The sequence below is a fragment of the Pseudonocardia cypriaca genome (genome assembly GCF_006717045.1).
Classification (GTDB): Bacteria; Actinomycetota; Actinomycetes; order Mycobacteriales; family Pseudonocardiaceae; genus Pseudonocardia; species Pseudonocardia cypriaca.
This window is the reverse complement of sequence record NZ_VFPH01000002.1, coordinates 2910837-2932778: the sequence shown is the minus strand read 5'-3', so window position 1 is coordinate 2932778 and position 21942 is coordinate 2910837. Positions and strand designations below refer to the sequence as shown.

Sequence of the window (21942 nt, the reverse complement as noted above, 5' to 3'; positions counted from 1 at the left end):
GAGGACACGCCGTTCTCTGACTGACAGATATTGAAATCTGTCACTCAGTGGGCATACGGTGCCCGCCATGGAGACCACTCCCACGGCCCCGTTCGCGGGCCGCACCGTCCGCCGCGTCGGTTACGGCGCATTGCAGCTCGAACGCCTGCACGACCGCCGCGGCGAGGCGGTCGCGCTGCTACGCCGCGCGGTCGAGCTGGGCGTCGACCACGTGGACACCGCCGAGTTCTACGGCTCCGGTTTCGCCAACGCCGTGATCCGCGAGGCGCTGCGTCCCGAGGACGGTGTACTCGTCGTCACGAAGGTCGGTGCCGATCCCGACCCCGGCGGGCGACTGCCACTGCGTCTGGCGCAACGGCCGGAGCAGCTGCGCGCCAGCGTGGAGGACAACCTGCGCAGCCTCGGCGTCGAGCAGCTCCAGGTGGTCAACCTCCGCCGCCTCGACTCCGGCCCCGGCCTGCGTCCCGAGGGCGACCAGGTGGTCGACCTCGACGACCAGCTCGCGGTGATGACCGCACTCCGCGACGAGGGCAAGATCGGCGCGATCGGCCTGAGCAGCGTCACCCTCGCCGGCCTGCGCCGCGCCCTCCCGGCGGGTATCGCCTGCGTGCAGAACGCCTACAGCCTCGTCGCCCGCGACGACGAGGACGTGCTGCGGCTGTGCGTGGCCGAGGGCATCGCGTGGGTGCCGTTCTTCCCCCTCGGCGGGGCCTTCCCGGGCCTGCCGAAGGCGACCGGCGAACCGGCGGTGCGCGCCGTGGCGGCGTCGCTGGGAGTGACGCCCGCCCAGGTCGGCCTCGCCTGGCTGCTGCACCACGCCCCGAACGTGCTGCTCATCCCGGGCACCGCCGACGCCGCCCACGTCGAGGCCAACATGGCAGCCGCCGCGATCACCTTCGACGACGCGACCCTGGCCACGCTCGACGCCGTCGAGTCCCGCGCCACCGACGTCCCGATCGGCGCCGAGTGAAGGCGATCGTCCACCGCGACCCCGGCGGGCCCGACGTTCTCGAGCTCGTCGAGCGCGACCTGCCCACGCCCGGACCCGGCGAGGTCCGCGTCCGGGTCGTCGTGTCCGGGGTCAACCCCGCCGATACGCAAGCACGCTCGCGTGCCACCACCGGGTTCGCCGAGGTCACACCGCACCTGGACGGCGCCGGCGTGATCGACGCCGTCGGCGCGGGGGTCGACGAGGGCCGGGTAGGTCAGCGGGTCTGGCTGTTCATGGCCGCCGCCGGACGGCCCACCGGCACCGCCGCCGAGTTCACCGTGCTGCCTGCCGAGCAGGCCGTGCCGCTGCCCGGCGAGGCAGGTTTCGACGTCGGCGCCTCGCTGGGAGTCCCGGCGCTCACCGCGCACCGCGCGCTCACAGTCGCCGAGGACGGGCCGCGCCGGCTGCGGCCGGGGGCGCTCGACGGGATGGTGGTGCTCGCCGCGGGCGGGGCCGGGGCGGTCGGGCACGCGGGGATCCAGCTCGCCCGGTGGGCGGGCGCCACCGTGATCGGCACGGTCAGCGGACCGGAGAAGGCCGCGCTGGCCACCGCCGCGGGTGCCCACCACGTGGTCAACTACCGCGAGGGCGACCCGGCCGCCGAGATCCGCAGGATCGCCCCGGAGGGCGTCGACATCGTCGCGGAGGTGGCGCTCGGCGCGAACCTGGCGCTGGACCTGGCCGTGCTGCGCAGGCGGGGCACGATCTCGACCTACGCCAACGACGGTGGCAAGCCGGTCGAGCTGGACGTGCTGCAGCACATGGTGCTGAACACGCGCCTGCAGTTCCTGGTGCTCTACACGGCCGGTCCGGAGGCGCGAGCCGGGGCCGTCGAGGACGTCGCCGCAGCGGTCCGCGCCGGCGCCCTGCCGGTCGGCGAGGAGCACGGCCTGCCGCTGGTCCGCTTCCCGCTCGAGCGCACCGCAGACGCGCACCGGGCGGTGGAGAGCGGCGCGGTCGGGAAGGTCCTGGTGGACGTCACGTCCTGATGGCGTGGACGGCCCACGAGCACTCCAACGGCTACGCGGCGTCGAAGGCCGCGGCCTGGGGGCTGACCAACGGCGTCCGGCTCGAGCTCGCCGGCCAGGGCACGCAGGTCACCGCGCTGGCCATGGCCAGCGTCGACACCGACACGACGGCCTGGGCCGACGGCATCGAGAAGACCGATCCGGCGGAGATCGCGCGGCTGGCGGTGGACGGCGTCGAGGCGGGCGCCATGGAGGTGCTCGGCGACGAGGTCACCCGCCGGTGGAGGCCCGCCTCGGCGAGGACCCCGCGCTGCTGTACCCGCAGCTCGTCGACGTCCGCGCGAATGCATCGGCGGGCTCGTCGCGCTGACCCCGAGCCGAGTACGCCCGACCCGGCCGGCTACTCGTGCGACGCCGCCACCCGTACGCGGTGGTGAGCGCCGTCGGAGAGGAACGCCGCAAGGGCACGCCCCTCCTCGGCGACGGCGGTGCGTTCGGCGCGGGAGAACCGGCGCAGCGGTGTGACGACCACGGTGTCGGCCACAACGGTCCAGGTCGCGGCGACCCGCCCGTCGACGAGGACGGCCCGCTCACCCGCCACGGACAGGCCGCGGTGGGCGTCGTCGATGATGCGGCTGCGGTCGTGGTAGCCGAGGATCGCGTTGTCGAACGCGGGGAGGAACCGCACCGGGGCGGGGGTGTCCGGGTCGGGTCGCGGCGCGTCCGGGAGGTCGAGCAGCTCGCGGCCGCGCTCGTCCCGGAACGCGACCAGATCGTCGCGGACCGCCGCCACCGCGCGGGGCAGCCCGGCCAGGCCGCACCAGGCGCGCAGGTCGGCCGAGGCCGCCGGGCCGTACGCGGCGAGGTAGCGCCGCACCAGGGCGGCCCCCACCGGGTCCGCACCGTCCATGGCCGGTCGGTCGATCTCCCGGCCGAGCCAGGACGCCATCCGGACGTTCCGCACGCCCGCGGTCACGCGCCACAGCCCGCGGGGCGGGAGCTGCACCATCGGGATGAGGGCGGCGACCACCGCCTCGCCGAGCGGTCGCGGTCCCGCGTCCGGCCAGCGGGTGGTGAGCGTGCGCCCGATCTCGGCCATCGAGCGGGGCTCACCGTCGGCCATCACCTCCCGGCCGCCCGCCGCGAGCTCGTCGAGATCGATGCCGTCGAGCTCGCGCCGGTACACCCCGAGCACCCGCTGGCGCAGCATCGCGTCGTGCCGGGACCGCCAGGCCAGCGCGTCATCGGCGGTCACCAGGTGGACCGTGCGTCGCATGAGGTGGGTGCGCACCACCCGGCGCTCGACGAGCAGCGCCGACAGCTTCGCCGGGTCGAACGCGCGCAGCCGCGACCAGAGGCCGGTGAAGGGCTCCTGCGGTTCCTGGGCCTGCAGGCCGCACAGGTGCGCGACGGCGTCGAGGACCGGGACGTCGGCCCGGTCGAGGAGGAACTGCCGGGCGAGCGCCGCGCGGCCCAGCGCCCGCGCACCGAGTCGGGTCGGCACGGCCGGTCAGGCGGCGGCCGGCACCGCGGTGTGCCGGTCGATCGATCCGAGCGTGGTGAGCACGGTCATCCCAGGTCCCTCCCTCTGCACAGGTGACCACCGTCGCGAGAGAAGAGGCCGGTTCCTGTCCGCTACCCAATGCCGGGACCTATGCCGTGCGTCTCGACGGCTACGAGCGCCGCGCATGGGTCGAGGCGCGTGATCCCGCCGCCTTCAGCGACCGTCGCTCTCGGATGCGGCCATCAGCGATCGCCCGGTCTCGTACAGCTGGATCAGCAGCGGGCGGAGCTGTACGCCGGCCGGCGTGAGTGCGTACGTGGTCCTCGTCGGGAAACCGGTGTGCACCCGGCGGTCGACCAGACCGCGGGACTGCAGGTCCCGTAGCCGGTCGACCAGGACCTTGTCGCTCAGGGTCGGCAGCGCTGCCCGGATCTCGCCGAATGATCGAGGGCCGGCCATCAGGTCGCGGAGCAGCAGCGTCGTCCACCGGCCTGCGATCGCGGCGAGCGCGACTTCCACCGGGCACGTCGGATCCGGCTTGACGGTGCGTCCCGCCTGGTCCGGAACGAGATCGCGGTCCCAGGCGTCGGCGCTCACCGCTTGGTGAGCGCCGTCGGGGCCCTGTTCCCTGTGCGCATGAGCGAGATCCACCCGCCCAGGGTGCCCCTCACCACGGACCCGGCGCAGCACCCGGCCGTCTTCGCCGCGGCCTTCGACAGCGGGGACCCGGCGGCCGTCGAGCAGGTGTACGAGCCTGCGGCCGTACTGGTCCCCGCCCCCGGGAAGCCGGTGACCGGCGAGGACCGGAGGCTGGCCAACGCCCGGTTCCAGGACCTCGGTCTGCCGATCGAGGTCGAGCCGCGCCACGTGTACGTCGCCGACGACATCGCGCTCCTGATCGTCGACTGGAAGATCCACGGCACCGGTGCGGACGGAAGCGCCGTCCACATCGAAGGCACCGCCACCGACGTCGCGCGACGCGGACCGGACGGTCACTGGCGGTACGTCATCGACAACCCTTTCGGCGTCGCGTAGGGATCCCCCCGCGCTCCGCGCTCAGGCTGCGTCGTCCGCCCGGTACAGGAGGGCGTGTTCGCGCTCCTCCACCTCCCGCCGCGCGGCAGCGATCCGCCGCCAGGCGCTGCGGCGGGCCTGCGCGTCAACGAGCGCGATCAGGATCGCCAGGCCGATGAGGATGGTCAGGCCACCGAGGACGATTGCAAGGTTCATTGCCGGCCCCCGTTCGGGACGGACGACACACGCCGGCCGGTTGCCGGACGTGGATGTCGCAGGTGTAGTTTGCGCACGGGGTCTTGCTGTCGCAACTGACAACTGGGATTCCCAGAACAGTGCACCCGAGTAGCCCATCCCCTGGGAGCAGCTTGCGAATGAGCACACCCGTTCGGCCGCTTCCAGGTGGGGGCGGCCGCGAGGACGATCGCGCTCCTCGCCGGCCGGGAGGTCTGCGTGCCGTCGTCTGAGGGTCCGCTGCTCCACCGCCGCAGGCTCGGGGCCGAGCTGCGGCGGCTGCGTGGCGAGCGCACCCTCGAAGAGGTCGCCGAGGCCACGCTGATCAGCACGTCGAAGCTGAGCCGGCTGGAGAACGGGCAGGGCGTACCGCAGCCGCGCGACATCCGCGACCTCGTGAACTTCTACGAGCTCGACGTGCCGACCGCCGACCGCCTGCGCCGCTGGGCGAGTGCCGGGCGCAGCCAGGCGTGGTGGCGGGAGTACTCCGACGTCTTGTTCGAGGGTCTCGCCACCTACGTCGACTACGAGTCCGGCGCCTCGACCATCCGCAGCTACGCCGCGGCGATCGTCCCGCCGTTGCTGCAGACCGATACATACGCGGTCGAGCTCTACAAGGTGCTGCCGACGATCAAGTCGGAGGAGTCCGCACGGCGGGTGCTGGAGGTCCGGGCCCGCCGCCAGCAGGTCCTGGTGGAGTCCGACGACGCCCCGCAGCTGATCTTCGTGCTCGACGAGGCGGTACTGCGGCGGCCCTTCGGTTCACCCGACGACGTCCGCGAGCAGCTCGACCACCTGCACGCCGTGTCCCGGCAGCGCAACGTCTCGCTGCGCGTCCTGCCGTTCGGCGCGGGCCTGCACGCCGGCCTGCTCGGGCTGTTCACGATCCTGCAGTACGCCGACGACCGGGACCGCGACGTCGTCGCCGTCGAGTCGCACACCGGTGAGCGGTTCCTCGAACAGCCCTCGAACGTCCTGGAGTACATCCGGATCTTCGACGCGATCACGCGCAAGACGCTCGACCACGACGAGTCCCGCGCGTTGATCAAGGAGATCCGGGACCGCACCACCCGTTCCCCGGAAGGCACGCCGTGATCTCGCAAGACCGTTTCCGCAAGAGCAGCTTCTCCGGTGGTGGAGGCTGCGTGGAGGTGCGCCTCCTCCCCGACGGCCACGTCGCCGTGCGCGACAGCAAGCAGCTGAGCCTCCCCGCCAGCAGTCACACGCCGACCGCCTGGAAGGCGTTCCTGGCCGGGATCCGGGCCGGCGAGTTCGGCCGGGACTGAACCTCGTCAGTCCTTCCGGCCCGTCACGGCGACGGTGACGCCGAGACCGATCATGGACAGCCCGCCGATCCGGCCGACCGCGGCGAGCCGGCCGGGGGAGCGGGCGAACCAGTCGCGGGCGGCGGACGCGCCGAGACCCCACACGCTGTCGGAGGCGAGGGCGATCCCGACGAAGATCAGGCCGAGCAGCATCATCTGCCCGGCCGCGTGCCCCAGGCCCGGGTCGACGAACTGCGGCAGCACCGCCGCGAAGAACACGATCGTCTTGGGGTTGGCCACGCCCACCGCGAAGCCTTCCCACAGCGTGCGAACGCTGCCCCGGTCCGCTTCGCCGTCGATCGTGACGGGGAGCGATCCGCGTTGCCGCCACGCCTTGACGCCCAGGTACACGAGGTAGGCGGCGCCGGCCAGCTTCAGCACGGTGAAGGCGATGGCGGAGCTTTCCACGAGGGCCCCGACCCCGAACGCCACCGCCACGACGAGCAGGTAGGCGCCGATCGCGTTGCCCAGGACCGAGCTGAGGGCGGCCCGGCGGCCCTGCGCCAGGGCTCGGCCGATCGTGAACAGCACGCTGGGTCCGGGAATCACGATGAGCAGGAAAGACATCGCCGCGAAGGCGAGCAGACGGTCGGGGGACACCATGGCTCCATGCCAGCACGTTCCGGGTCCCGGCGACAGGGCCAATCCGCCGCCCGGCCCGCCATGTCCTCGACACGGGAGCAGGTCCGTCCCGCGGAGGGTGTTCATCGACCGTCGCGGTGTTCGGCCAGCACCTCCTTCGCCACGCGGGCCGACTCCTCCGCGACCCACGGCCCGGCGTACGGGTTGTCGATCGTGATCAGCGCCTTCCACAGTGCCCAGCCGCGGGCGCGGGCCCACATCGCGTCGTCGGCCGGCATCAGGCGCCGGAACTCGGCACGGCTCTCCCCGTCGAACAGCGTCCAGGCGATCACGAGGTCGCAGGCCGGGTCGCCGACCCCGCAGGTGCCGAAGTCGATGACGGCCGAGAGGTCGCCGTCGTCGTCCAGCAGGAGGTTGCCCGACGCGATGTCGCCGTGGAACCACAGCGGCCGCCCGGTCCAGGTGGCGTCGAGGGCGGCCTGCCAGAGCTCCTCGGCGGCGGCGCCGTCGACGCGAGGCCCGAGCGCGGCGATCGCGTCGTGCGTCTCAGCGTCGTAGACGCGCAGGGAGGCGCCGCGGTGGAAGCAGTGCGCGCCGGCCGCCGGCCCGCCGGACGGGTCGACGCCCTGCAGCGCGACGAGGAACGCTGCGAGGTCACGGGCGAACGCGACCAGGTCGCGGATCCGCTCCCGCGAGCTGACCTGCCCGTCGAGCCAGCGCCGGACCGACCACGGCCACGGGTACTCGCCGCCCGGCGCCCCCAGTGCCAGCGGCACGGGGATCGGGAGCGGGAGCTGTGGCGCCAGCCGCGGCAGCCAGGTGTGCTCCTTCTCGACGCTCGCCACGTACGCCGCCGCACTCGGCAGCCGCACGGACATCGTGTCGCCGAGGCGGAACGTGCGGTTGTCCCACCCCGGCCGGTCGACCGGGACGACCGGCAGGCCGGCCCATTGCGGGAACTGCTCGGCCACCAGCTGCGCCGCAAGGGCGGCGTCGATCGCATCGCGGTCCATCGCGGGCCATCCTGACCGGGCGAGGGCCACCACGCGAGCGAGTTGCACAGGCCCGGCACAGCCTCGGGAGGGTCCACCGACAGGAAGATCCGGCAAGTTCATCCGTGCCGGACGTGCCGCACCCGGAGTTGGGGGGTCGGGACGCGGCCCGGAGGGGACCCGCCGGCAGCGTCGGGGGCACCGGCGGGTCCCTGCGGCGGGTCACTCCCCGGGAACGGCGTATGCGGCCAGGAACACGCGGACCGCCTCGTCGGCGTAGTACTCCAGCCGGTCGGGCGGTTCCTCGACGTCGTAGAACATCGCCCGGTTCAGCGGGATCGACAGGATCAGCCAGTTGAAGTGCTCGGCGGCGAGAAGCGGGTCGGGCACGTGCAGCAGGCCGCGCTCGGCGAGCCTGGTGAACCAGGCGGCGAACGTGGCGTGCGCCCGCTCGGGGCCCCGTGCGTACCATGCGGCGGCCAGCTCGGGGAACCGGTCCGCCTCGCCGATGAGGATGCGCCGCATCCGCACCAGGCGCGGCTGCATGACGTCGGCGACGTGCCTACGTGCGAACTCGCGGAGGTCCCGCTCCAGGTCCTGGGTCTGCGGCAAGGCGTCCACGAGGGACTGCGTGAGCCCCTCGGTCTCCTGGATGTCGCCCGTGATGATCGCGGTGAACAGCCGTTCCTTGTCCGCGAAGTGCTTGTAGACCGTCTGCTTGGACACCGCGGCCCGGGCGGCCACGTCGTCCATGCTCGTGCCCCCGTATCCGTTGGCGAGGAACAGGGCGCGGGCCGCGTCCAGGATCGCCTGGCGCTTCCGGGCCGATCGACCGAGCTCAGGTGCCTCCGTCACGCGAAAACCATACTGGACGGCTCAGTACTCAGGCGAGTACTGTACGGTCCAGTACTAGAGGGGAGCGTGAGATGGAAGTGACGTCCAAAGACGGGACCCCGATCGCGTACGAGCGTGCCGGCGCCGGTCCGGCGCTCGTCCTGGTCGATCCGGCCCTCGGCTACCGCGGGTTCGACAACGTCCGAGGGCTGGGGGAGCGGCTCACCGCCGACTTCACGGTGTACAGCTACGAGCGCCGCGGCCGCGGGGACAGCGGCGACACCCTGCCGTACGCGGTCGAGCGTGAGGTGGAGGACCTGGCCGCCGTCATCGCCGAGGCGGGTGGCAGGGCCTGCGTGTACGGCTTCTCCTCCGGCGCCCTGCTCGCGCTGCACGCCGCGGCGGCCGGTGTGCCGATCGAGAAGCTCGTGCTGATGGAGCCCCCGATCGGTACCGACGACGACCCGGCCGACTCCGCCGTCACCGCCGAGATGACCGAGCTGGTGGCGGCGGGCCACCGCCGGGAGGCGGTGGAGCGCTTCCTCGCCGGAGTCGGCCTACCGGCCGAGATGCTCGCGGGGATGGCGCCGATGCTGCCGGCGCTCGATACCGTCGCGCACACGATCGTCTACGACTGCCTGATCTCGGACGCGACCACCACCGAGCTGCTGGCGAAGGTGTCGACCCCCACCCTGGTCATCGACAGCCAGGGCAGCAGCGACGACCTCACGGGCTGGGCCGCGAGCGTCGCCGCCGCCCTGCCCGACGCCCGGCACCGCAGCCTGCCGGGTGGCTGGCACGGTGTGCCGGTCGAGGTCCTCGCGCCGGTAGTGGCCGAGTTCTGCTCCTAGAAGCGATCAGCGGGCGCGGTCGTAGACGGCCGCCGTCTCGCCCAGTGCACCGGTCTCCTGCCGGGTGAGCGTCCACTTCGACGCGGGCAGGCCGTCCTCGAACAGGCGTGCCCCGCCTCCGACGATCTCGGGGAGGACCAGGAGGTACAGCCGGTCGATCAGGTCCGCCGACAGGAGGGCCTTGATCACGCTGGGGGAGCTGTTGACGAGGATGTCCCCGTCGCCGGTGGCCTTGAGGTCGGCGACGACGTCCGCTACGGGGGCGTTCACCACGCGGGTGCGTTCCCACGGTGCCTCGGTCAGGGTGGTCGACAGCACCACCTTCTCCGTGCTCACGAGCCACTTCGCGTAGCCGCGATCGCGTGGGTCGGCGTTCTCGTCACCGGCCACCGATGGCCAGAAGCCCAGGAACCCCTCGGCGTTGACCCGGCCGAGCAGGGCCGTCGTCGCGGTCTCCCAGGTGCGGGTCATGTGGTCCCGCGCCACATCCGTGGTCACGTACGGGACGAACGTGCCGAAGTCGGCGGGGCCACCCGGACCGTGGTAGCGCCCGTCGAGCGTGATGGCGAGGTTCGCGGTGACCTTGCGGTCGGTCGAGCTGGTCATCTCGGTCGGTCCTTTTCGGTCTGCTGGGGAAGGTGCCGCTGGTGACGTCGACATGGCGCTTCCCTCCGGTTCGTGATGAACGAAAGGCTAGGGAGCCGTGCGCCGCCGGGAATCCGTACCGGTATCAGTACTCGTCAGGCCGGCGGCTGCGTGTCCGGGAGCCGGCCCGGCCGTCGGCGCCGTTCCTCCGACGACACCGGAGTGCTCCTCGCCTCGGGGTTAGGGTCTGAACATGCTGCGCGGGCGGCGCGCCGAGCAGGAGCGGGTCGACGCCCTCCTGGCCGCGGCGCGGGACGGGGTCAGTGGCGCGCTGGTGGTCAGGGGCGAGCCCGGGATCGGCAAGACGGCGCTGCTGGAGTACGCGGCCCAGCGGGCCGACGGGATGCGGGTGCTGCGCGGCGCGGGGATCGAGTCCGAGGCCGAGCTGCCCTTCGCCGGCCTGCACCTGCTCCTCCGCCCGGCCGCCGACGCACTCGAGGTGCTGCCCGGCCCGCAGCGACAGGCCATCGCGGGCGCGTTCGGCCTCGGTGCCGCAGGCGGCGGTGACCGGTTCCTCGTGGGCGCGGCCGTGCTCTCCCTGCTCGCGCACCTGGCGGAGGCGCAGCCGCTGCTCTGCCTCGTCGACGACGCCCAGTGGCTGGACCGGCCGTCGGCCGAGGCGCTGTTGTTCGCCGCGCGGCGGCTGGACCGCGAGGGTGTGGTGGTGCTCTTCGCGGTGCGGGAGCACTCCGGCGATTTCGCACCGGCGGGCGTGCCCGAGCTCCCGCTCGCCGGGCTCGACCCGGGGAGCGCCGGGGCGTTGCTCGACGACCTCGGCGTGGCGCTGCCCGCCGACCAGCGGGAACGGCTCGTCACCGAGACCCACGGCAACCCGCTCGCGCTGCGCGAGCTGCCACCGCTGATCGCGAGGCAGGGTGCCCACGTCGGCGTGATCCCGCTGACGAGCCGCGTGCTCGACGCCTTCCAGCACCAGGTCAGGGCGCTCCCGCCGGCGAGCAGGCAGATGCTGCTCGTCGCTGCGGCCGACGACACCGGCGACGTCCCCACCCTCCTGCTGGCGGCCGGAGCACTCGGCCTGGGCGCCGCGGACCTGCAGCCGGCCGAGACGAGCGGGCTCGTGTCGGTCACGGCGGGCGGGCTGGCCTTCCGGCACCCGCTGATCCGCGCGGCCGTCTACCACGGCGCGCCGCTGGTGCAGCGGGTCGCGGTGCACGCCGCGCTCGCGGATGCGCACGCCGATGACGTCGACCGGCGGGCGTGGCACCTCGCGCTGGCAGCCACCGGCGCCGACGAGCGGGTGGCGGCCGATCTCGAACACGCGGCGGACCGGGCGCAGGCCCGTGGCGGGCACGGCGCCGCGGCGGCCACGTACGAGCGCGCGGCCGCGTTGAGCCCCGAGCAGGGGGCCGCGACCCGCAGGCTCGTCCTCGCCGCCGAGGCGGGGGTGCACGGCGGCCGGCTGGAGTGGGCGCGTGGCCTGGCGGAGCGGGCGTCCCGGGACGCGAGCGATCCGCTCGTCCTCGCCCGGCTGGCCGCGGTGCGGGCGGGCGCCGACTTCGCGAAAGGGGAGCTGCGCCGCGCGCACGGCCTGCTCACCGACGGCGCCCTGCGGATCGCCCGCGACGATCCCGAGCGCGCGTTCTGGATGCTCATGCAGGCGCTGCACGCGGCGTGGGCGGCACCCACCGACGAGGAGCTGATCGCCGCCACCGTCGACCGGTTCGACGCGCTCGGCCTCGATCCCGACGCTCCGCTGATGGGCGTGGCGTGGCTCGCGAGGTGGGCAACCGCGCTCGTGCTGGACCGCGATCCGGCCGGCTTCCCGGCACTGGACACCGCGCTCTCCCGTGCCCGGGAGGCGGGTGCGGGTGCCGGTCCGCGTGCGCTCCTCGAAGTGGCCAGCCGGGCGTTCGTCGCCGCCCGCGACGAGGAGTGCGTCGAGATCGCCGGCGCGCTCGTCAGGCAGGCGCGCGAGCTCGGCACCGTTCACGCGCTACCGGGCGGCCTGGGCATCTCGACGCTGGCGCAGGTCATGCTCGGCCGGCACCGCGAGGCGTGGATCGGCGGCAGCGAGGCCATGGCGATCGCCAGGGACACCGGCCAGCCGCTATGGGTGAGCTACGCCGCGGGCGCGCTGGCCTACGTGGCGGCGGTGGAGGGCGACGAGGACCGGTGCCGCGAGCACGCCGAGCTCGCCACCCTCGACGGGCGCGCGCCCGTGAGCGCGATGTCCGGAGCGGGCTGGGCGCAGGCGGGAATGGCGCTGCTGGACCTCGGCGCCGGCCGCGTCCAGGGTTGCCTCGACCGGCTCCACGGGATGGCGCGCGGCCCGAGCCGGCATCTCGCCTCGGTCGTGCGGAGCGTGCCGACCGAGATCGAGGCGGCCGTCCGACTGGGCCGAACCGCGGACACGGCCGAGCCGCTGGCGCTGCTCACCCGCTGGGCCGCGATCCTGCGGCGGCCGTGGATCGACGCCCTGCTCGCCCGCTGCGAGGCGCTCACGGCGCCGGACGCCGAGGCCGAGCGGCACTTCGAGCGGGCGCTGGTCCTGCACGCCGCCGCGAGCCGGCCGTTCGAGCAGGCGCGCACCGCGCTGCTCTACGGCGAGTGGCTGCGGCGGGCCAGGCGCAAGTCCGACGCCCGGCTGCAGCTCTCGGCAGCGCTCGCGGTGTTCGAGGAGATCGGGTCGGTGCCGTGGGCGGCGCGCGCACGGACCGAGCTCGGCGCGTCCGGCGCGCGCACGGAGCATGCCGCGCCGTCGCCCGCGTTCGGTGGGCTCACGCCCCAGGAGCTGCAGATCACCCAGCTCGCCGCGCAGGGGCTGTCGAACCGGGACATCGCCGCGCAGCTGATCCTCAGCCCGCGCACGGTGGCCTATCACCTCTACAAGGCCTATCCCAAGCTCGGGATCACCTCCAGGCTGGAGCTGGCGCTTCTCGCACGCTGAACTGTGTGCGGCCTCTGGAGGGAGGCTCGCGGGCCGCCGCCGTCTTGCGGGGGAGGCGCGCAGGGAGCGAGGAACGAGTGACCGAGCACCGGAGGAGCAAGATGGTGGCTAGAGGGCCCGCGAGCCCGCCGGAGCGAAGCGGAGGCAATCGAACACGATTGAGTCGCACCAGCGCGAAGGCAGGCCTGTTCACCGAGTCGGTGATCCGGGAGACGTTCCGGCTCGCCGCTCAGCACGGCGCGATCAACCTGGGGCAGGGCTACCCCGACTTCCCGTGCCCGCAGGAGATCAAGGACGCGGCCTGCGCCGCGATCCTCGCCGACGACAACCAGTACCCGATGACGTTCGGGACGCCGGCGCTACGCGCGGCGATCGCCGAGAAGACCGCGCGGACCTACCCGGGCTGGACGATCGACCCGGACACGGAGCTGTGCGTCACCTGCGGGGCGACCGAGGCGCTGGTGGCCGTGGCGTTCGCGCTGCTCGACCCCGGCGACGAGGTCGTGCTGTTCGAGCCGTGGTACGAGAACTACCAGCCGGACGCGATCCTCGCCGGTGCCGTGCCGCGCACGGTGCGGATGCGCGCGCCCGACTGGACCTTCGACGAGGCCGAGCTGCGTGCTGCGTTCGGACCGCGCACGAAGGCGGTCTTCCTCTGCCACCCCAACAACCCGACCGGCAAGGTCTACAGCGCGGAGGAGCTCGCTCTCGTGGGGGAGCTGTGCCAGCGCTGGGACGCCGTGCTCGTCGTCGACTCGATCTACGAGCACATCCACTACCTCGGCCCGGGCGGCTACCAGCCGCCCGCCCTCGTACCGGGCCTCGAGGACCGCACGATCACGGTCAACGCGCTGTCGAAGACCTACGCCGTCACCGGCTGGCGGGTCGGCTGGACGGTGGCGCCACCCGACCTCACCGCCGCGATCCGCAAGGTGCACGACTTCCTCACGATCGCCGCGCCGGCCCCGATGCAGGCAGGCGGCGTCGCGGCGCTGGGGTTGCCCGACGGTTACTACGCCGACCTCGCCGCCCGCTACCTGGAGCGGCGTGACCTGCTGTGCTCCGCGCTGGAGGACATCGGGTTCGACCTGCGGCGCCCGGACGGGTCGTACTACGTGCTGTGCGACATGGCACCGCTGGATCCGGAAGGCGACGGGGTCGCGTTCGCCAGGCGGCTCATCACCGAGGTCGGCGTCTCGTGCGTGCCGGCCGTGTCGTTCTGGCGGCCGGAGAACGTGGCGGCGGGGCGAAGCATGATCCGCTTCGCCTTCCCGAAGCGGCCGGAGACGTTGAACGCGGCGGTGGACCGCTTGAAAAGTCTCAAGTGGCAGTTCAATGACACGATTGAAGGTATGGATGCCAGTTCCGTGATCCGGTACATCTGCGAGGAGTTCGACCACGTCGTCGCCGTGGAGAACGAGGGCGACACCTTCTTCACCTACGACCCCAGCGGCCGCCCGCCGGAGGGGGCGTGGCAGCCGTTCGCCACCGTCGTGACGAGCGATCGCCACGACCGGGTCTCGAAGCTGGAACGCCCCGGGGCTTACCGGCTCAACATCGGGCTCAGGAAGGCGACCTACACGGGCCTGTTCGGCGCCCCGCCCCGCGAACGCGACGAGGACTGGGTGCTCGACACCGGTTTCGACTACGCCACCGAGGACCGGCTGATGCCGCACCCGCACTACGGATCGCAGTACTGGGTGTGCATCGTCAACCCGAGCGAGGCCGGCTTCGAGGAGGTCCGGCCGCTGCTCGCCGAGGCGTACGCCTTCGCCGTCCGCAAGGCGGAGCGGTAGCGCTACCCGCGGCCGCGCGGCATCGCCTTGCGCAGCAACTCCACCGTTGCCGAGAAGGTGTTGCGCACGGCCGCGGCCGTGGTCGCCGGATCCCCGCCCGACTCGATCGTGACCGGCCCGTACGGGATCGCGGTACGGGTGGTCGGGAGGTCCGGTACGCCGCCGACGAGGTGACCGGCGCCCGGGAAGTCGAGCAGCGCCGAGCCGTAGGGGTTGCCCGCCTCGGTGATCGTCTCCAGGGCGCGCTGCGCCTGCGCTGTGGACGGCCACATCCCGTCGGCGTCGCCGGAGGTGAACAGCACCGGGGCGGTGATCTGCTCGACGGGGATGCGGGCGACCGCCAGCCGCCAGCGCGACGCCGTGGCGACGGCCCGCTCGTACGCGTCGGCCGAACGGATCGCCTGGTTCGGCGCCGCGGACGACGCGCCCCTGGCGGGCAACGACCGCAGGAAGGGCACATCGGCGCCGCCGCGGGTCCACGACGACGTCTGCGTGCCGGCCGGGCCGCCGAGCCCGGGCCACACGAGGTCCGACGGCACGTGCGCCACCACGGCCGCGAACCGGGACGGCTCCGTCGAGGCGAGCACCAGCCCGTACTCGGCGCCCTTCGCCGTGCCGACCACACCGATCCGGTCGCCCGACACCTCCGGCCGTTCGGCTAGCCACCGCGCTGCGCTGAGCCCGTACTCGAGCGGGATGCGGGCGAGCGTCGTCGGCAGGCCGGGCACGCCGAAGTAGGCAAGCCCGAACACCACGTAGCCCTGCGACGCCAGCAGCGCGGCGTACGCCGGGTCGGGCCGTCCGCCCTCCGCACCCCCGAGCAGCAGCACGCCTGGCCACATCCCCGCGCCCGGCGGGAGGTAGAGGTCGCCCACCAGGCCCGCCTCGGCGATGGGCAGGACCTGGCCCGCAGGCTCGCGCACGACGCGGCGCAGCGTCGTTCGCGCCACGGTGGTGCCCGCCCGGTCGACGCCGAGCAGGACCACCACGTCGTCGGCGTCCATCAACGGGTACGGCGCCTGCTCGTTCTCGGGAAGGCGCATCGACCAGAACAGCCCGTGCGGGTCGACGCCGGTGTACGTGCCGCCCGTGGAGGGCGCCGTGGAGACGTCCACCCGGCCCACGCCGTCGGTGACGAACTCGCCGGACGACTCCCACAGCTGGCCCCGCCGGTCGTACGTGCGGGCCCAGACGCGGACCTGATCACCCGCCGGCATCCCTCCGACCGTCACCTGAACGGGTATTGAGATGCTGACGCCGTCGGGTCCTGCCGTGATCTCCGGACCGGCCTCGGTAGCGTGCGCGGAGCAGCCGGCAGCGAGCAGTGCGACGACGCACGCCATGCCGATCGATGTCCGCATGCCTCGGATGCTAGGAGCGGAGATCCGATCCCACCGGGGGTCTCCCCCGGACGAGCGACGCCTACGGCGAGGGCTGCGGGACCGTGCACTCGATCCGCGGGTTGAGACCGACGTAGTTCAGCGGCCCCGCGACGACCGTGACGAGCACAGTGCCGAGCTCGGCGCAGTTGACCTGGTCGTCGCCGGAAAAGTAGCCGCGCTGGTAGGCCGCGAACAGGCCGATGAGCAGCCAGATGACGACGATGACAGAGCCGATCCGCATGGTGTCCCTCTCGTCGGAAGCTCCGACCCTATGTGACGTGGATCTCGCCGTCATCACGATCGTGCGTCCCTCCGGTGCCCTCGGCCACGTTGCCGTCCTGATCACCGGAGCGGCATGCGATCCTTGGCCCGTACGGTCGCTTCCCCCGGCCGCCGATCTTGGTCGCTGGAAGGGGAAGCCGTGTACAAGCCGTGGTCGTCGAGCGTGAGCACGCCGCCTCCGCCGCTGGACCGGCCGGTGTGGGTCCACCTCGACCGCCTCTACGGCCCTCCCGACTCACCCGGCCCGATCGCCGACCCCGTGCCCGGCGGGCTCCTCGTCGCCACCGCGAGGGTGCCGGGGCTGCTCAAGCGGTGGACCCGCGCGGTCGACGGCCGCTGGTTCGGCCGGGTCAACTTCGCGGTCTGCGACGCCTACGGCGCGGTGGTGGCGGAGCACCTGGCCGTGCTCGTCCCGGCCTCGGCCCTGACGCCGAGGGACGAGGAGCCGCGGCGGTAGGGGGCGGGGCGTCACCGATGGGCGGTGATCAAGGGGAGACGGTCGCTGTTCGATCTTCTGGAGCCGCCATTTGCCCTTGGTCACCGCCGAGGGCGGGCAGTTGTCCACCTCGGCCCTGAGTTGTCCACAGATCACGAAGGCTCGGTCACCCCTCGCGGCCGGGGGCTCACGCTCGAGGGATGCGCCAGCCGCTTCGTGACATCGCTGCCGGCCAGCACGGCGCGTTCACCACCGCGCAGGCCATGAGCTGCTACAGCCGCGGCGAGCTGCGGGCGCTGGTTCGCTCCGGCCGCTGGGCGGGAGTGTTCACCGGCACCTACCGCGTCGAGGCGGGTGGAGCGAGCGCGAGGCTGCGGCTGTCGGCGGCCGGGCTGAGCATCGGGCGTGAGGTGCCGGCCTGCCTGCACACGGCCGCCGAGCTGCACGGCTTCGGCGTGCTCGACGACGTGGTCACTCACGTCGCCGTCGCCCCGGACGAGCCGTGCGCGCGCCGGGCCGACCTCTGGCCGCACCAGCTCGCCCTCGCAGCAGGGGACCTCGTCAGGCTGCGCTGTGGCGCGCTCGTCACCAGCGCCGAGCGGACGGCCATCGACCTGGCCCGGACCCTTCCCCGCATCGACGTGCTCCCCGTGCTCGACGCCGCGCTCGCCGCCGGGGTCTGCACCCCGGCATCCTTGGCCGTGGAGCTGGATCGGCGCACCGGTTGGCGCGGGGTGCGGCAGGCGCGGGAGTTGGTGCCACTGGCTCACCCGGCTCCGGAGTCGCCGCAGGAGTCCCGGCTGCGCCTGCGCTGCCACGACGCCGGGCTGCCGCCGCCCACCTTGCAGTTTCCCGTCCTCGGCCCGGGTGGTCGCCCGCGCCGCTGGCTGGACCTGGCCTGGGAGGAGGCCAAGGTCGGCCTCGAGTACGACGGCGAGGAGGGCCACGGCGGGCGGCAGAGAATGCGCTCCGACCGGCGTCGCCACAACTTTCTGCAGGACGACGGCTGGGCGATGTTCTACGCGACCGACCTCGACGTCTACCGGGACTTCGCGGACCTGATGCGCAAGGTCGGATCGGCGGTGACCCGCCGGTCCGTCGATCAAGGGGAGATGGTGGCTCGGGAAGATCGAACGGCGACCATCTTCCCTTGATCGCCGCCATCGGTCACGAATGCATCCACCCGCCGTCCACCACCCAGTGCTGCCCGGTGCAGGACCGGCTGTCGTCCGCGGCGAGCCACAGCACCAGCCGGGCGACGTCGGCGGGCTCGAGCCGCTGCGGCACGGCCTGGGCCGCGGTCCGGTGGGCGTCGGCCTCCGGGGTCAGCCAGTTCTCCACCTGCCGGGGCGTCATGATCCACCCGGGCAGCACGCAGTTGACGCGGACGCCGTCGGGCCCGAACTCGCGCGACAGCGACCTGGTGAGTCCCTCGATGCCGGCCTTCGCGGTCATGTAGACGGTGAGGTCGAGCAGGTCCACGTGGGCGCTGATCGAGCCCATGTTGATGATGGAGCCGCGCCCGGCGGCCCGCATCGCGGGCGCGACCGCCTGCGCCGCGAAGAACTGGTGGTCGAGGTTCACCCGCATGCGCTCGTCCCAGTAGGACGGCTCGATGTCGCCCACGGGGTGGCGGGTGTCGCTGCCCGCGTTGTTCACGAGCACCTGGACGTCGCCCAGCTCGTCGGCGATCTCCCCGATGACGCGGCGGTAGGCGTCGAGGTCGCGGATGTCGCACTCGCGGAAGAGCGGCCGGGGGTGGCCGCGCTCCGCCACGGCCGCCACGAGCTTCTCGCCCGCGTCGACCGCAACGTCGACGAACCCGACGCGCGCGCCCTGGGCGGCGAACTGGGCCACGAACTCGGCGCCGATGCCGCTCGCGCCGCCGCTGATCAGCACGACCGTGTCGCGCAGGCTGGGGTAGGTCGCGTACTCGCTGGTCATGTGGGCAGTACTACCGCGCGCCCCCCTGAGCCCGCGCGGAGGGCCCGGTAGGCGTCGTCGACGCCGTCGAGGGGGTATCGCTCGCCGAGGAGCGCGTCCAGCGGCAGCCGGCCCGCCAGGTACAGGCGGAGGATGCGGGGTAGGTCGACGGGCGGGTTCGCGGAGCCGTAGAGGCTGCCGATGAGGCGCTTCTGCTGCTGCACCAGCTCGTTGATCGGGATGGACGCCGTGGCGTCGACCGCGCCGAGTCCGACGGCGATGGCGGTGCCACCGGGCCGCAGCACGGCGAACGCCTGGCGCAGGGTCTGCGGCAGGCCCACCGCGTCGACGGCCACCTCGGCGCCACCGCCGGTCAGCTCCTGGATGGCGCCGACCACGTCCTCGGGCGACATGCCGGAGGCGTCGAGGGTGTCGGCGGCCCCGAGGCGGCGTGCCAGCTCGAGCTTGTCAGCGGCGACGTCGACGACGATCGGGACGGCGCCGACGAGGACGGCGCCCATCAGCGCGGACAGGCCGACCCCGCCTGCGCCGACCACGACGAGCGACTTGCCCGCCACCTGGCCGGCGACGTTGACGACCGCGCCGACCCCGGTGATGACCGCGCACCCGGTGACGGCTGCCACCGCGGGCTCGACCCCGTCCGGCACCTTCACCACGGCGCGTTGCGACACCACCGCGCGCTCCGCGAAGCAGGACACGCCGAGGAAGTGGTGCAGCGGCCCGCCGTCCAGGTGCAGCCGGGACGTGCCGTCGAGCAGCCCGCCGGTGCGCGCCTGCACCCGTCCGTACACGCACATCACCGGGCGTCCGGTGGCGCAGTACTCGCAGTGCCCGCACCGCGGGCGCCAGGTGAACGCCACCCGGTCACCCACCGCCACCGCGTCGACGCCGTCCCCGACCTCCTCGACCACGCCGCTGCCCTCGTGCCCGAGGACGATCGGCAGCGGGCAGGGGATGGCGCCGTCCATGTAGTGCAGCTCGGTGTGGCAGACGCCGGCGGCCTCGACCCGTACGAGAACCTCGCCCGCGTGCGGAGCCTCCAGGTCGACGGCCTCCACGTGCAGGCCCTCACCCGGCGTCCGGAGCACCGCGGCCCGTACCCGTGGCATCAGGCCCACACCTCCTTCGAAACGCGCACATCCTGCCCGGTCCGGGCGCTCTCGCCGATGGCGAGGGAGATCGCATGGTCCTGGCACCCCTGTGCGAGCGGGTACGGCGGCGGGCCTTCACCGCGGGCCCAGGTGCCGGTGGCCTCGAGGATGGCGGCGACGCCGATGTCGTCCTCGGAGAGGCGCGTTCCGCGGAACGGGTTGCGGTACAGCACGCGACCGTCGAGCGAGACGTGGTCGAGCTCGTTGCCCTCGAGGTTGAGATCGATCCCGAGACGCCGGTACACGAGGTGCGACTCGACCGGTGTCTCCGGCTCGACCAGCCGGACGAGCCGGTCGTCCACCAGCTCACCGGTGGTGCCGCGCACCGCGATCGTGCGGGCGAGCAGCGGGTTCCACCACTGGTTCTCGGTGAAGTCGTAGAGACCGTGGCGACCGCCGAAGTCGAGGGTGGCGATCGTTCTCGTCCGTGGCTCGGGGGTGGCGTCCGGCCGCCACCCGTCGAAGCCGAGCGGGTCGACCAGCGGCGCCGTGAACGCGCGCGCGGAGACGACGACGTCGTCGGTGTCGACGTCCAGCAGCCCGCGTACGAGGGACACCGCGTGGTAGAGGTGCGTCGAGCAGACGTGCACGGCCGTCGGGTCGCCGATCGACCCGGCGCGCACGGCCGCCAGGCGCGCGGCGTGGCCCGGCATCAGCAGGTACTGCTCGGCGACCTGCACGAGTCCGCTGCCGCCCACGTCCGACCACAGTGCGCGCAGCCCGTCGAGGTCGGGGGCGGGCGGGGTCTCGACGAGCACCGGCACCCCGAGCGCGACGGCCGCGCGGGCGACGTCCGGCATCTGGGGCCACGGCACGGCCGCCGCCACGAAGTCGGGGCGCTCACGGGCGAGCAGCTCGTCGAGGGTGCGGAACGCCGGCACTCCGGGCTCCGCCCGGTCCGGGTTGCGGCTGACGATGCCGGTCGCCCGCAGGCGGTCGGGCGCCGCCGCGGCCATCCGGAGGAAGAAACGGCATCTCTTGCCACTGCCCACCACTGCGAACGTCGTCGGCGCCACGCGCTCACAGTCGTTCACGATCGGGCGGATGCGCAAGGCTCGACCGGGATCGCGGACGTCACCTGACCGGACAGAGCGTCCCTCACCTTGTGTTGTGATCTGCGCAACAGAAGGTAGTCGGACAACTTGCAGTAACCCAGACGGTCGAGCCTCGTTTGATCAATTACGCGGACTGTGACCGGACGATTGCCGTCATCCGGTCTAGGCCGTCCCTGTCCGATCAGCTCTGTTGGGTGACATGTCACAGCAAACTGCGCCGCCCGAAGCGGCGCCGTCCCGGGGCACGGGCCCCGGCCCGTCCCGGCGCGGGATCCTCTTCGGGGCGATCGCCGGGGTCGTCATCGCGATCGCCGTCGCGCTGTACTTCGCCTTCTTCAGTGGTGGGTCGAGCACCGACCCGTCAGCGATTGCGCAGGGCGAAGTCCCTGCCGGCGATCTTCCGTTCAGCAACACCTACACCGAGGTGGTCGGCGCGCCGGCCGACCCCGACCCGACCGGGACCACCGACGGTCTCGTCGTGCACCCGATCCGGGAGACCCCCGTTCGCGACGCCCCCGACGGGCGACCGATCGCGAACATGGAGACCACGCAGTTCGGCGACACCTGGCTCCCCGTCATCGCCGAGCAGCCCGGGTGGGTGCAGGTGCTCCTGCCCTCGAAGCCGTCCAAGACCACCGGGTGGATCCGCGGCGACGACGTGGAGCGGGCTACGACGCCCTACGTCATCAAGGTGCACCTGGGCGCGAAGAAGCTCGAGCTCGTGCAGGACGGCAAGGTCGTGAACAACTGGTCGGTGGGGATCGGCACTTCCGAGACCCCCACGCCGACGGGCCGCACGTTCCTGCTCGGGGCCTTCAGCAACCCGAACGAGACCTACTCCCCGGTGTTCCTCCCGCTCGGGGTGCACAGCCCGACGCTCGACAGCTTCGGTGGCGGTCCGGGAACCGTCGCGATCCACGCCTGGCCCGACGCCAGCTCCTTCGGCAACGCAGTCAGCAACGGCTGCATCCGGGTCCCCGGAGACGCACTGCAGAAACTCGCCAAGGTCCCGCTTGGCACGCTCGTGATCATCGATGAGGAATGAGGG

General features: G+C 73.0%; 24 protein-coding genes. 12 read left to right on the top strand and 12 right to left on the bottom strand.

The window, feature by feature from the left end; translation table 11 throughout:
- Window positions 1–67: 67 nt before the first annotated feature.
- The 3 genes from FB388_RS31735 to FB388_RS31725 are packed head-to-tail and all read left to right on the top strand — an operon-like array spanning window position 68 to window position 2396.
- The gene (locus tag FB388_RS31735) at window positions 68–970 is read left to right on the top strand and encodes an aldo/keto reductase (protein ID WP_142106005.1); all 903 of its coding nucleotides are present in this window, start codon (window positions 68–70) and stop codon (window positions 968–970) included.
- Entirely contained in the window at window positions 967–1980 is a 1014-nt protein-coding gene (locus FB388_RS31730) for an NADPH:quinone reductase (protein ID WP_142106004.1), read from the top strand. The genes FB388_RS31735 and FB388_RS31730 overlap by 4 nt, the downstream gene beginning before the upstream one ends.
- Window positions 1980–2396 (top strand): Rossmann-fold NAD(P)-binding domain-containing protein, encoded by a 417-nt coding sequence (locus FB388_RS31725; protein ID WP_211362304.1) that lies wholly within the window; start codon window positions 1980–1982, stop codon window positions 2394–2396. Before FB388_RS31730 ends, FB388_RS31725 begins: the two co-directional genes overlap by 1 nt.
- On the opposite strand, the gene FB388_RS31720 is transcribed toward FB388_RS31725, so the two are convergent.
- The gene (locus tag FB388_RS31720) at window positions 2360–3463 is read right to left on the bottom strand and encodes a winged helix DNA-binding domain-containing protein (RefSeq protein ID WP_142106003.1); all 1104 of its coding nucleotides are present in this window, start codon (window positions 3461–3463) and stop codon (window positions 2360–2362) included. The two genes, FB388_RS31725 and FB388_RS31720, sit on opposite strands and share 37 nt — an antisense overlap.
- A gap of 213 nt (window positions 3464–3676) precedes the next feature.
- Window positions 3677–4060 (bottom strand): winged helix-turn-helix transcriptional regulator, encoded by a 384-nt coding sequence (locus FB388_RS31715; RefSeq protein WP_142106002.1) that lies wholly within the window; start codon window positions 4058–4060, stop codon window positions 3677–3679.
- Between the two features lie 39 nt (window positions 4061–4099).
- On the opposite strand from FB388_RS31715, the gene FB388_RS31710 reads away from it, so the two are divergent.
- Window positions 4100–4498, top strand: coding sequence for a YybH family protein (locus FB388_RS31710; RefSeq protein WP_142106001.1), 399 nt, complete (start codon window positions 4100–4102; stop codon window positions 4496–4498).
- Window positions 4499–4519: 21 nt separating this feature from the next.
- Here the strand turns inward: FB388_RS31710 and FB388_RS39710 are convergent, their stop codons facing one another.
- Window positions 4520–4693 (bottom strand): hypothetical protein, encoded by a 174-nt coding sequence (locus FB388_RS39710; RefSeq protein ID WP_170225906.1) that lies wholly within the window; start codon window positions 4691–4693, stop codon window positions 4520–4522.
- Window positions 4694–4930: 237 nt separating this feature from the next.
- Here FB388_RS39710 and FB388_RS31705 point away from each other — a divergent pair, with 237 nt between their 5' ends.
- Both FB388_RS31705 and FB388_RS31700 read left to right on the top strand, forming a co-directional pair.
- A complete protein-coding gene (locus tag FB388_RS31705; RefSeq protein WP_170225905.1) occupies window positions 4931–5806 on the top strand; it encodes a helix-turn-helix domain-containing protein in 876 nt (291 codons plus the stop codon).
- On the top strand, window positions 5803–5997 hold the full coding sequence (locus FB388_RS31700) for a DUF397 domain-containing protein (protein WP_142105999.1): 195 nt from the start codon (window positions 5803–5805) through the stop codon (window positions 5995–5997). Before FB388_RS31705 ends, FB388_RS31700 begins: the two co-directional genes overlap by 4 nt.
- A 6-nt stretch (window positions 5998–6003) precedes the next feature.
- Here the strand turns inward: FB388_RS31700 and FB388_RS31695 are convergent, their stop codons facing one another.
- The 3 genes from FB388_RS31695 to FB388_RS31685 all read right to left on the bottom strand — a co-directional run bounded on the left by FB388_RS31695 (window position 6004) and on the right by FB388_RS31685 (window position 8465).
- Window positions 6004–6639 carry a LysE family translocator gene (locus FB388_RS31695; protein WP_142105996.1) on the bottom strand — a complete coding sequence of 212 codons (636 nt, stop codon included), beginning with the start codon at window positions 6637–6639 and terminating at the stop codon, window positions 6004–6006.
- 101 nt (window positions 6640–6740) lie between these two features.
- Window positions 6741–7631 (bottom strand): aminoglycoside phosphotransferase family protein, encoded by an 891-nt coding sequence (locus FB388_RS31690; RefSeq protein WP_142105994.1) that lies wholly within the window; start codon window positions 7629–7631, stop codon window positions 6741–6743.
- Between the two features lie 201 nt (window positions 7632–7832).
- Window positions 7833–8465 (bottom strand): TetR/AcrR family transcriptional regulator, encoded by a 633-nt coding sequence (locus tag FB388_RS31685; protein WP_142105992.1) that lies wholly within the window; start codon window positions 8463–8465, stop codon window positions 7833–7835.
- 71 nt (window positions 8466–8536) lie between these two features.
- Here FB388_RS31685 and FB388_RS31680 point away from each other — a divergent pair, with 71 nt between their 5' ends.
- Window positions 8537–9295: an alpha/beta fold hydrolase gene (locus tag FB388_RS31680; RefSeq protein ID WP_142105990.1), complete on the top strand. Its 759-nt coding sequence runs from the start codon at window positions 8537–8539 to the stop codon at window positions 9293–9295.
- A 6-nt stretch (window positions 9296–9301) separates the two neighbouring features.
- Here FB388_RS31680 and FB388_RS31675 read toward each other — a convergent pair whose 3' ends face one another.
- Window positions 9302–9901, bottom strand: coding sequence for a dihydrofolate reductase family protein (locus tag FB388_RS31675; protein WP_142105988.1), 600 nt, complete (start codon window positions 9899–9901; stop codon window positions 9302–9304).
- 232 nt (window positions 9902–10133) lie between these two features.
- On the opposite strand from FB388_RS31675, the gene FB388_RS31670 reads away from it, so the two are divergent.
- Together FB388_RS31670 and FB388_RS31665 are read left to right on the top strand one after the other, a co-directional pair.
- Entirely contained in the window at window positions 10134–12848 is a 2715-nt protein-coding gene (locus FB388_RS31670) for a helix-turn-helix transcriptional regulator (RefSeq protein WP_142105985.1), read from the top strand.
- A gap of 158 nt (window positions 12849–13006) precedes the next feature.
- A complete protein-coding gene (locus FB388_RS31665; RefSeq protein WP_211362303.1) occupies window positions 13007–14644 on the top strand; it encodes an aminotransferase class I/II-fold pyridoxal phosphate-dependent enzyme in 1638 nt (545 codons plus the stop codon).
- Between the two features lie 2 nt (window positions 14645–14646).
- On the opposite strand, the gene FB388_RS31660 is transcribed toward FB388_RS31665, so the two are convergent.
- Both FB388_RS31660 and FB388_RS31655 read right to left on the bottom strand, forming a co-directional pair.
- The gene (locus FB388_RS31660) at window positions 14647–16005 is read right to left on the bottom strand and encodes an acyl-CoA thioesterase/bile acid-CoA:amino acid N-acyltransferase family protein (RefSeq protein ID WP_142105981.1); all 1359 of its coding nucleotides are present in this window, start codon (window positions 16003–16005) and stop codon (window positions 14647–14649) included.
- 61 nt (window positions 16006–16066) lie between these two features.
- Window positions 16067–16267, bottom strand: coding sequence for a hypothetical protein (locus FB388_RS31655; RefSeq protein WP_142105979.1), 201 nt, complete (start codon window positions 16265–16267; stop codon window positions 16067–16069).
- A gap of 204 nt (window positions 16268–16471) precedes the next feature.
- On the opposite strand from FB388_RS31655, the gene FB388_RS31650 reads away from it, so the two are divergent.
- Window positions 16472–16765, top strand: a complete 294-nt coding sequence (locus FB388_RS31650) for a hypothetical protein (RefSeq protein WP_142105977.1) — start codon at window positions 16472–16474, stop codon at window positions 16763–16765.
- Between the two features lie 179 nt (window positions 16766–16944).
- Complete coding sequence (locus FB388_RS31645; RefSeq protein ID WP_142105975.1) at window positions 16945–17898, top strand: type IV toxin-antitoxin system AbiEi family antitoxin domain-containing protein; 954 nt, start codon at window positions 16945–16947, stop codon at window positions 17896–17898.
- A gap of 13 nt (window positions 17899–17911) precedes the next feature.
- On the opposite strand, the gene FB388_RS31640 is transcribed toward FB388_RS31645, so the two are convergent.
- From FB388_RS31640 to FB388_RS31630, 3 genes are read right to left on the bottom strand one after another with little or no spacing between them, the layout of a single operon-like run.
- Window positions 17912–18688, bottom strand: a complete 777-nt coding sequence (locus FB388_RS31640) for an SDR family NAD(P)-dependent oxidoreductase (RefSeq protein ID WP_142105973.1) — start codon at window positions 18686–18688, stop codon at window positions 17912–17914.
- The gene (locus tag FB388_RS31635; protein WP_142105971.1) at window positions 18685–19797 is read right to left on the bottom strand and encodes an alcohol dehydrogenase catalytic domain-containing protein; all 1113 of its coding nucleotides are present in this window, start codon (window positions 19795–19797) and stop codon (window positions 18685–18687) included. Before FB388_RS31635 ends, FB388_RS31640 begins: the two co-directional genes overlap by 4 nt.
- Complete coding sequence (locus FB388_RS31630; RefSeq protein WP_211362302.1) at window positions 19797–20855, bottom strand: Gfo/Idh/MocA family protein; 1059 nt, start codon at window positions 20853–20855, stop codon at window positions 19797–19799. The genes FB388_RS31635 and FB388_RS31630 overlap by 1 nt, the downstream gene beginning before the upstream one ends.
- 238 nt (window positions 20856–21093) lie before the next feature.
- Between FB388_RS31630 and FB388_RS31625 the strand changes: the two genes are divergently transcribed.
- The gene (locus FB388_RS31625) at window positions 21094–21939 is read left to right on the top strand and encodes a L,D-transpeptidase (protein ID WP_142105969.1); all 846 of its coding nucleotides are present in this window, start codon (window positions 21094–21096) and stop codon (window positions 21937–21939) included.
- The last annotated feature ends 3 nt before the right edge of the window (window positions 21940–21942 follow it).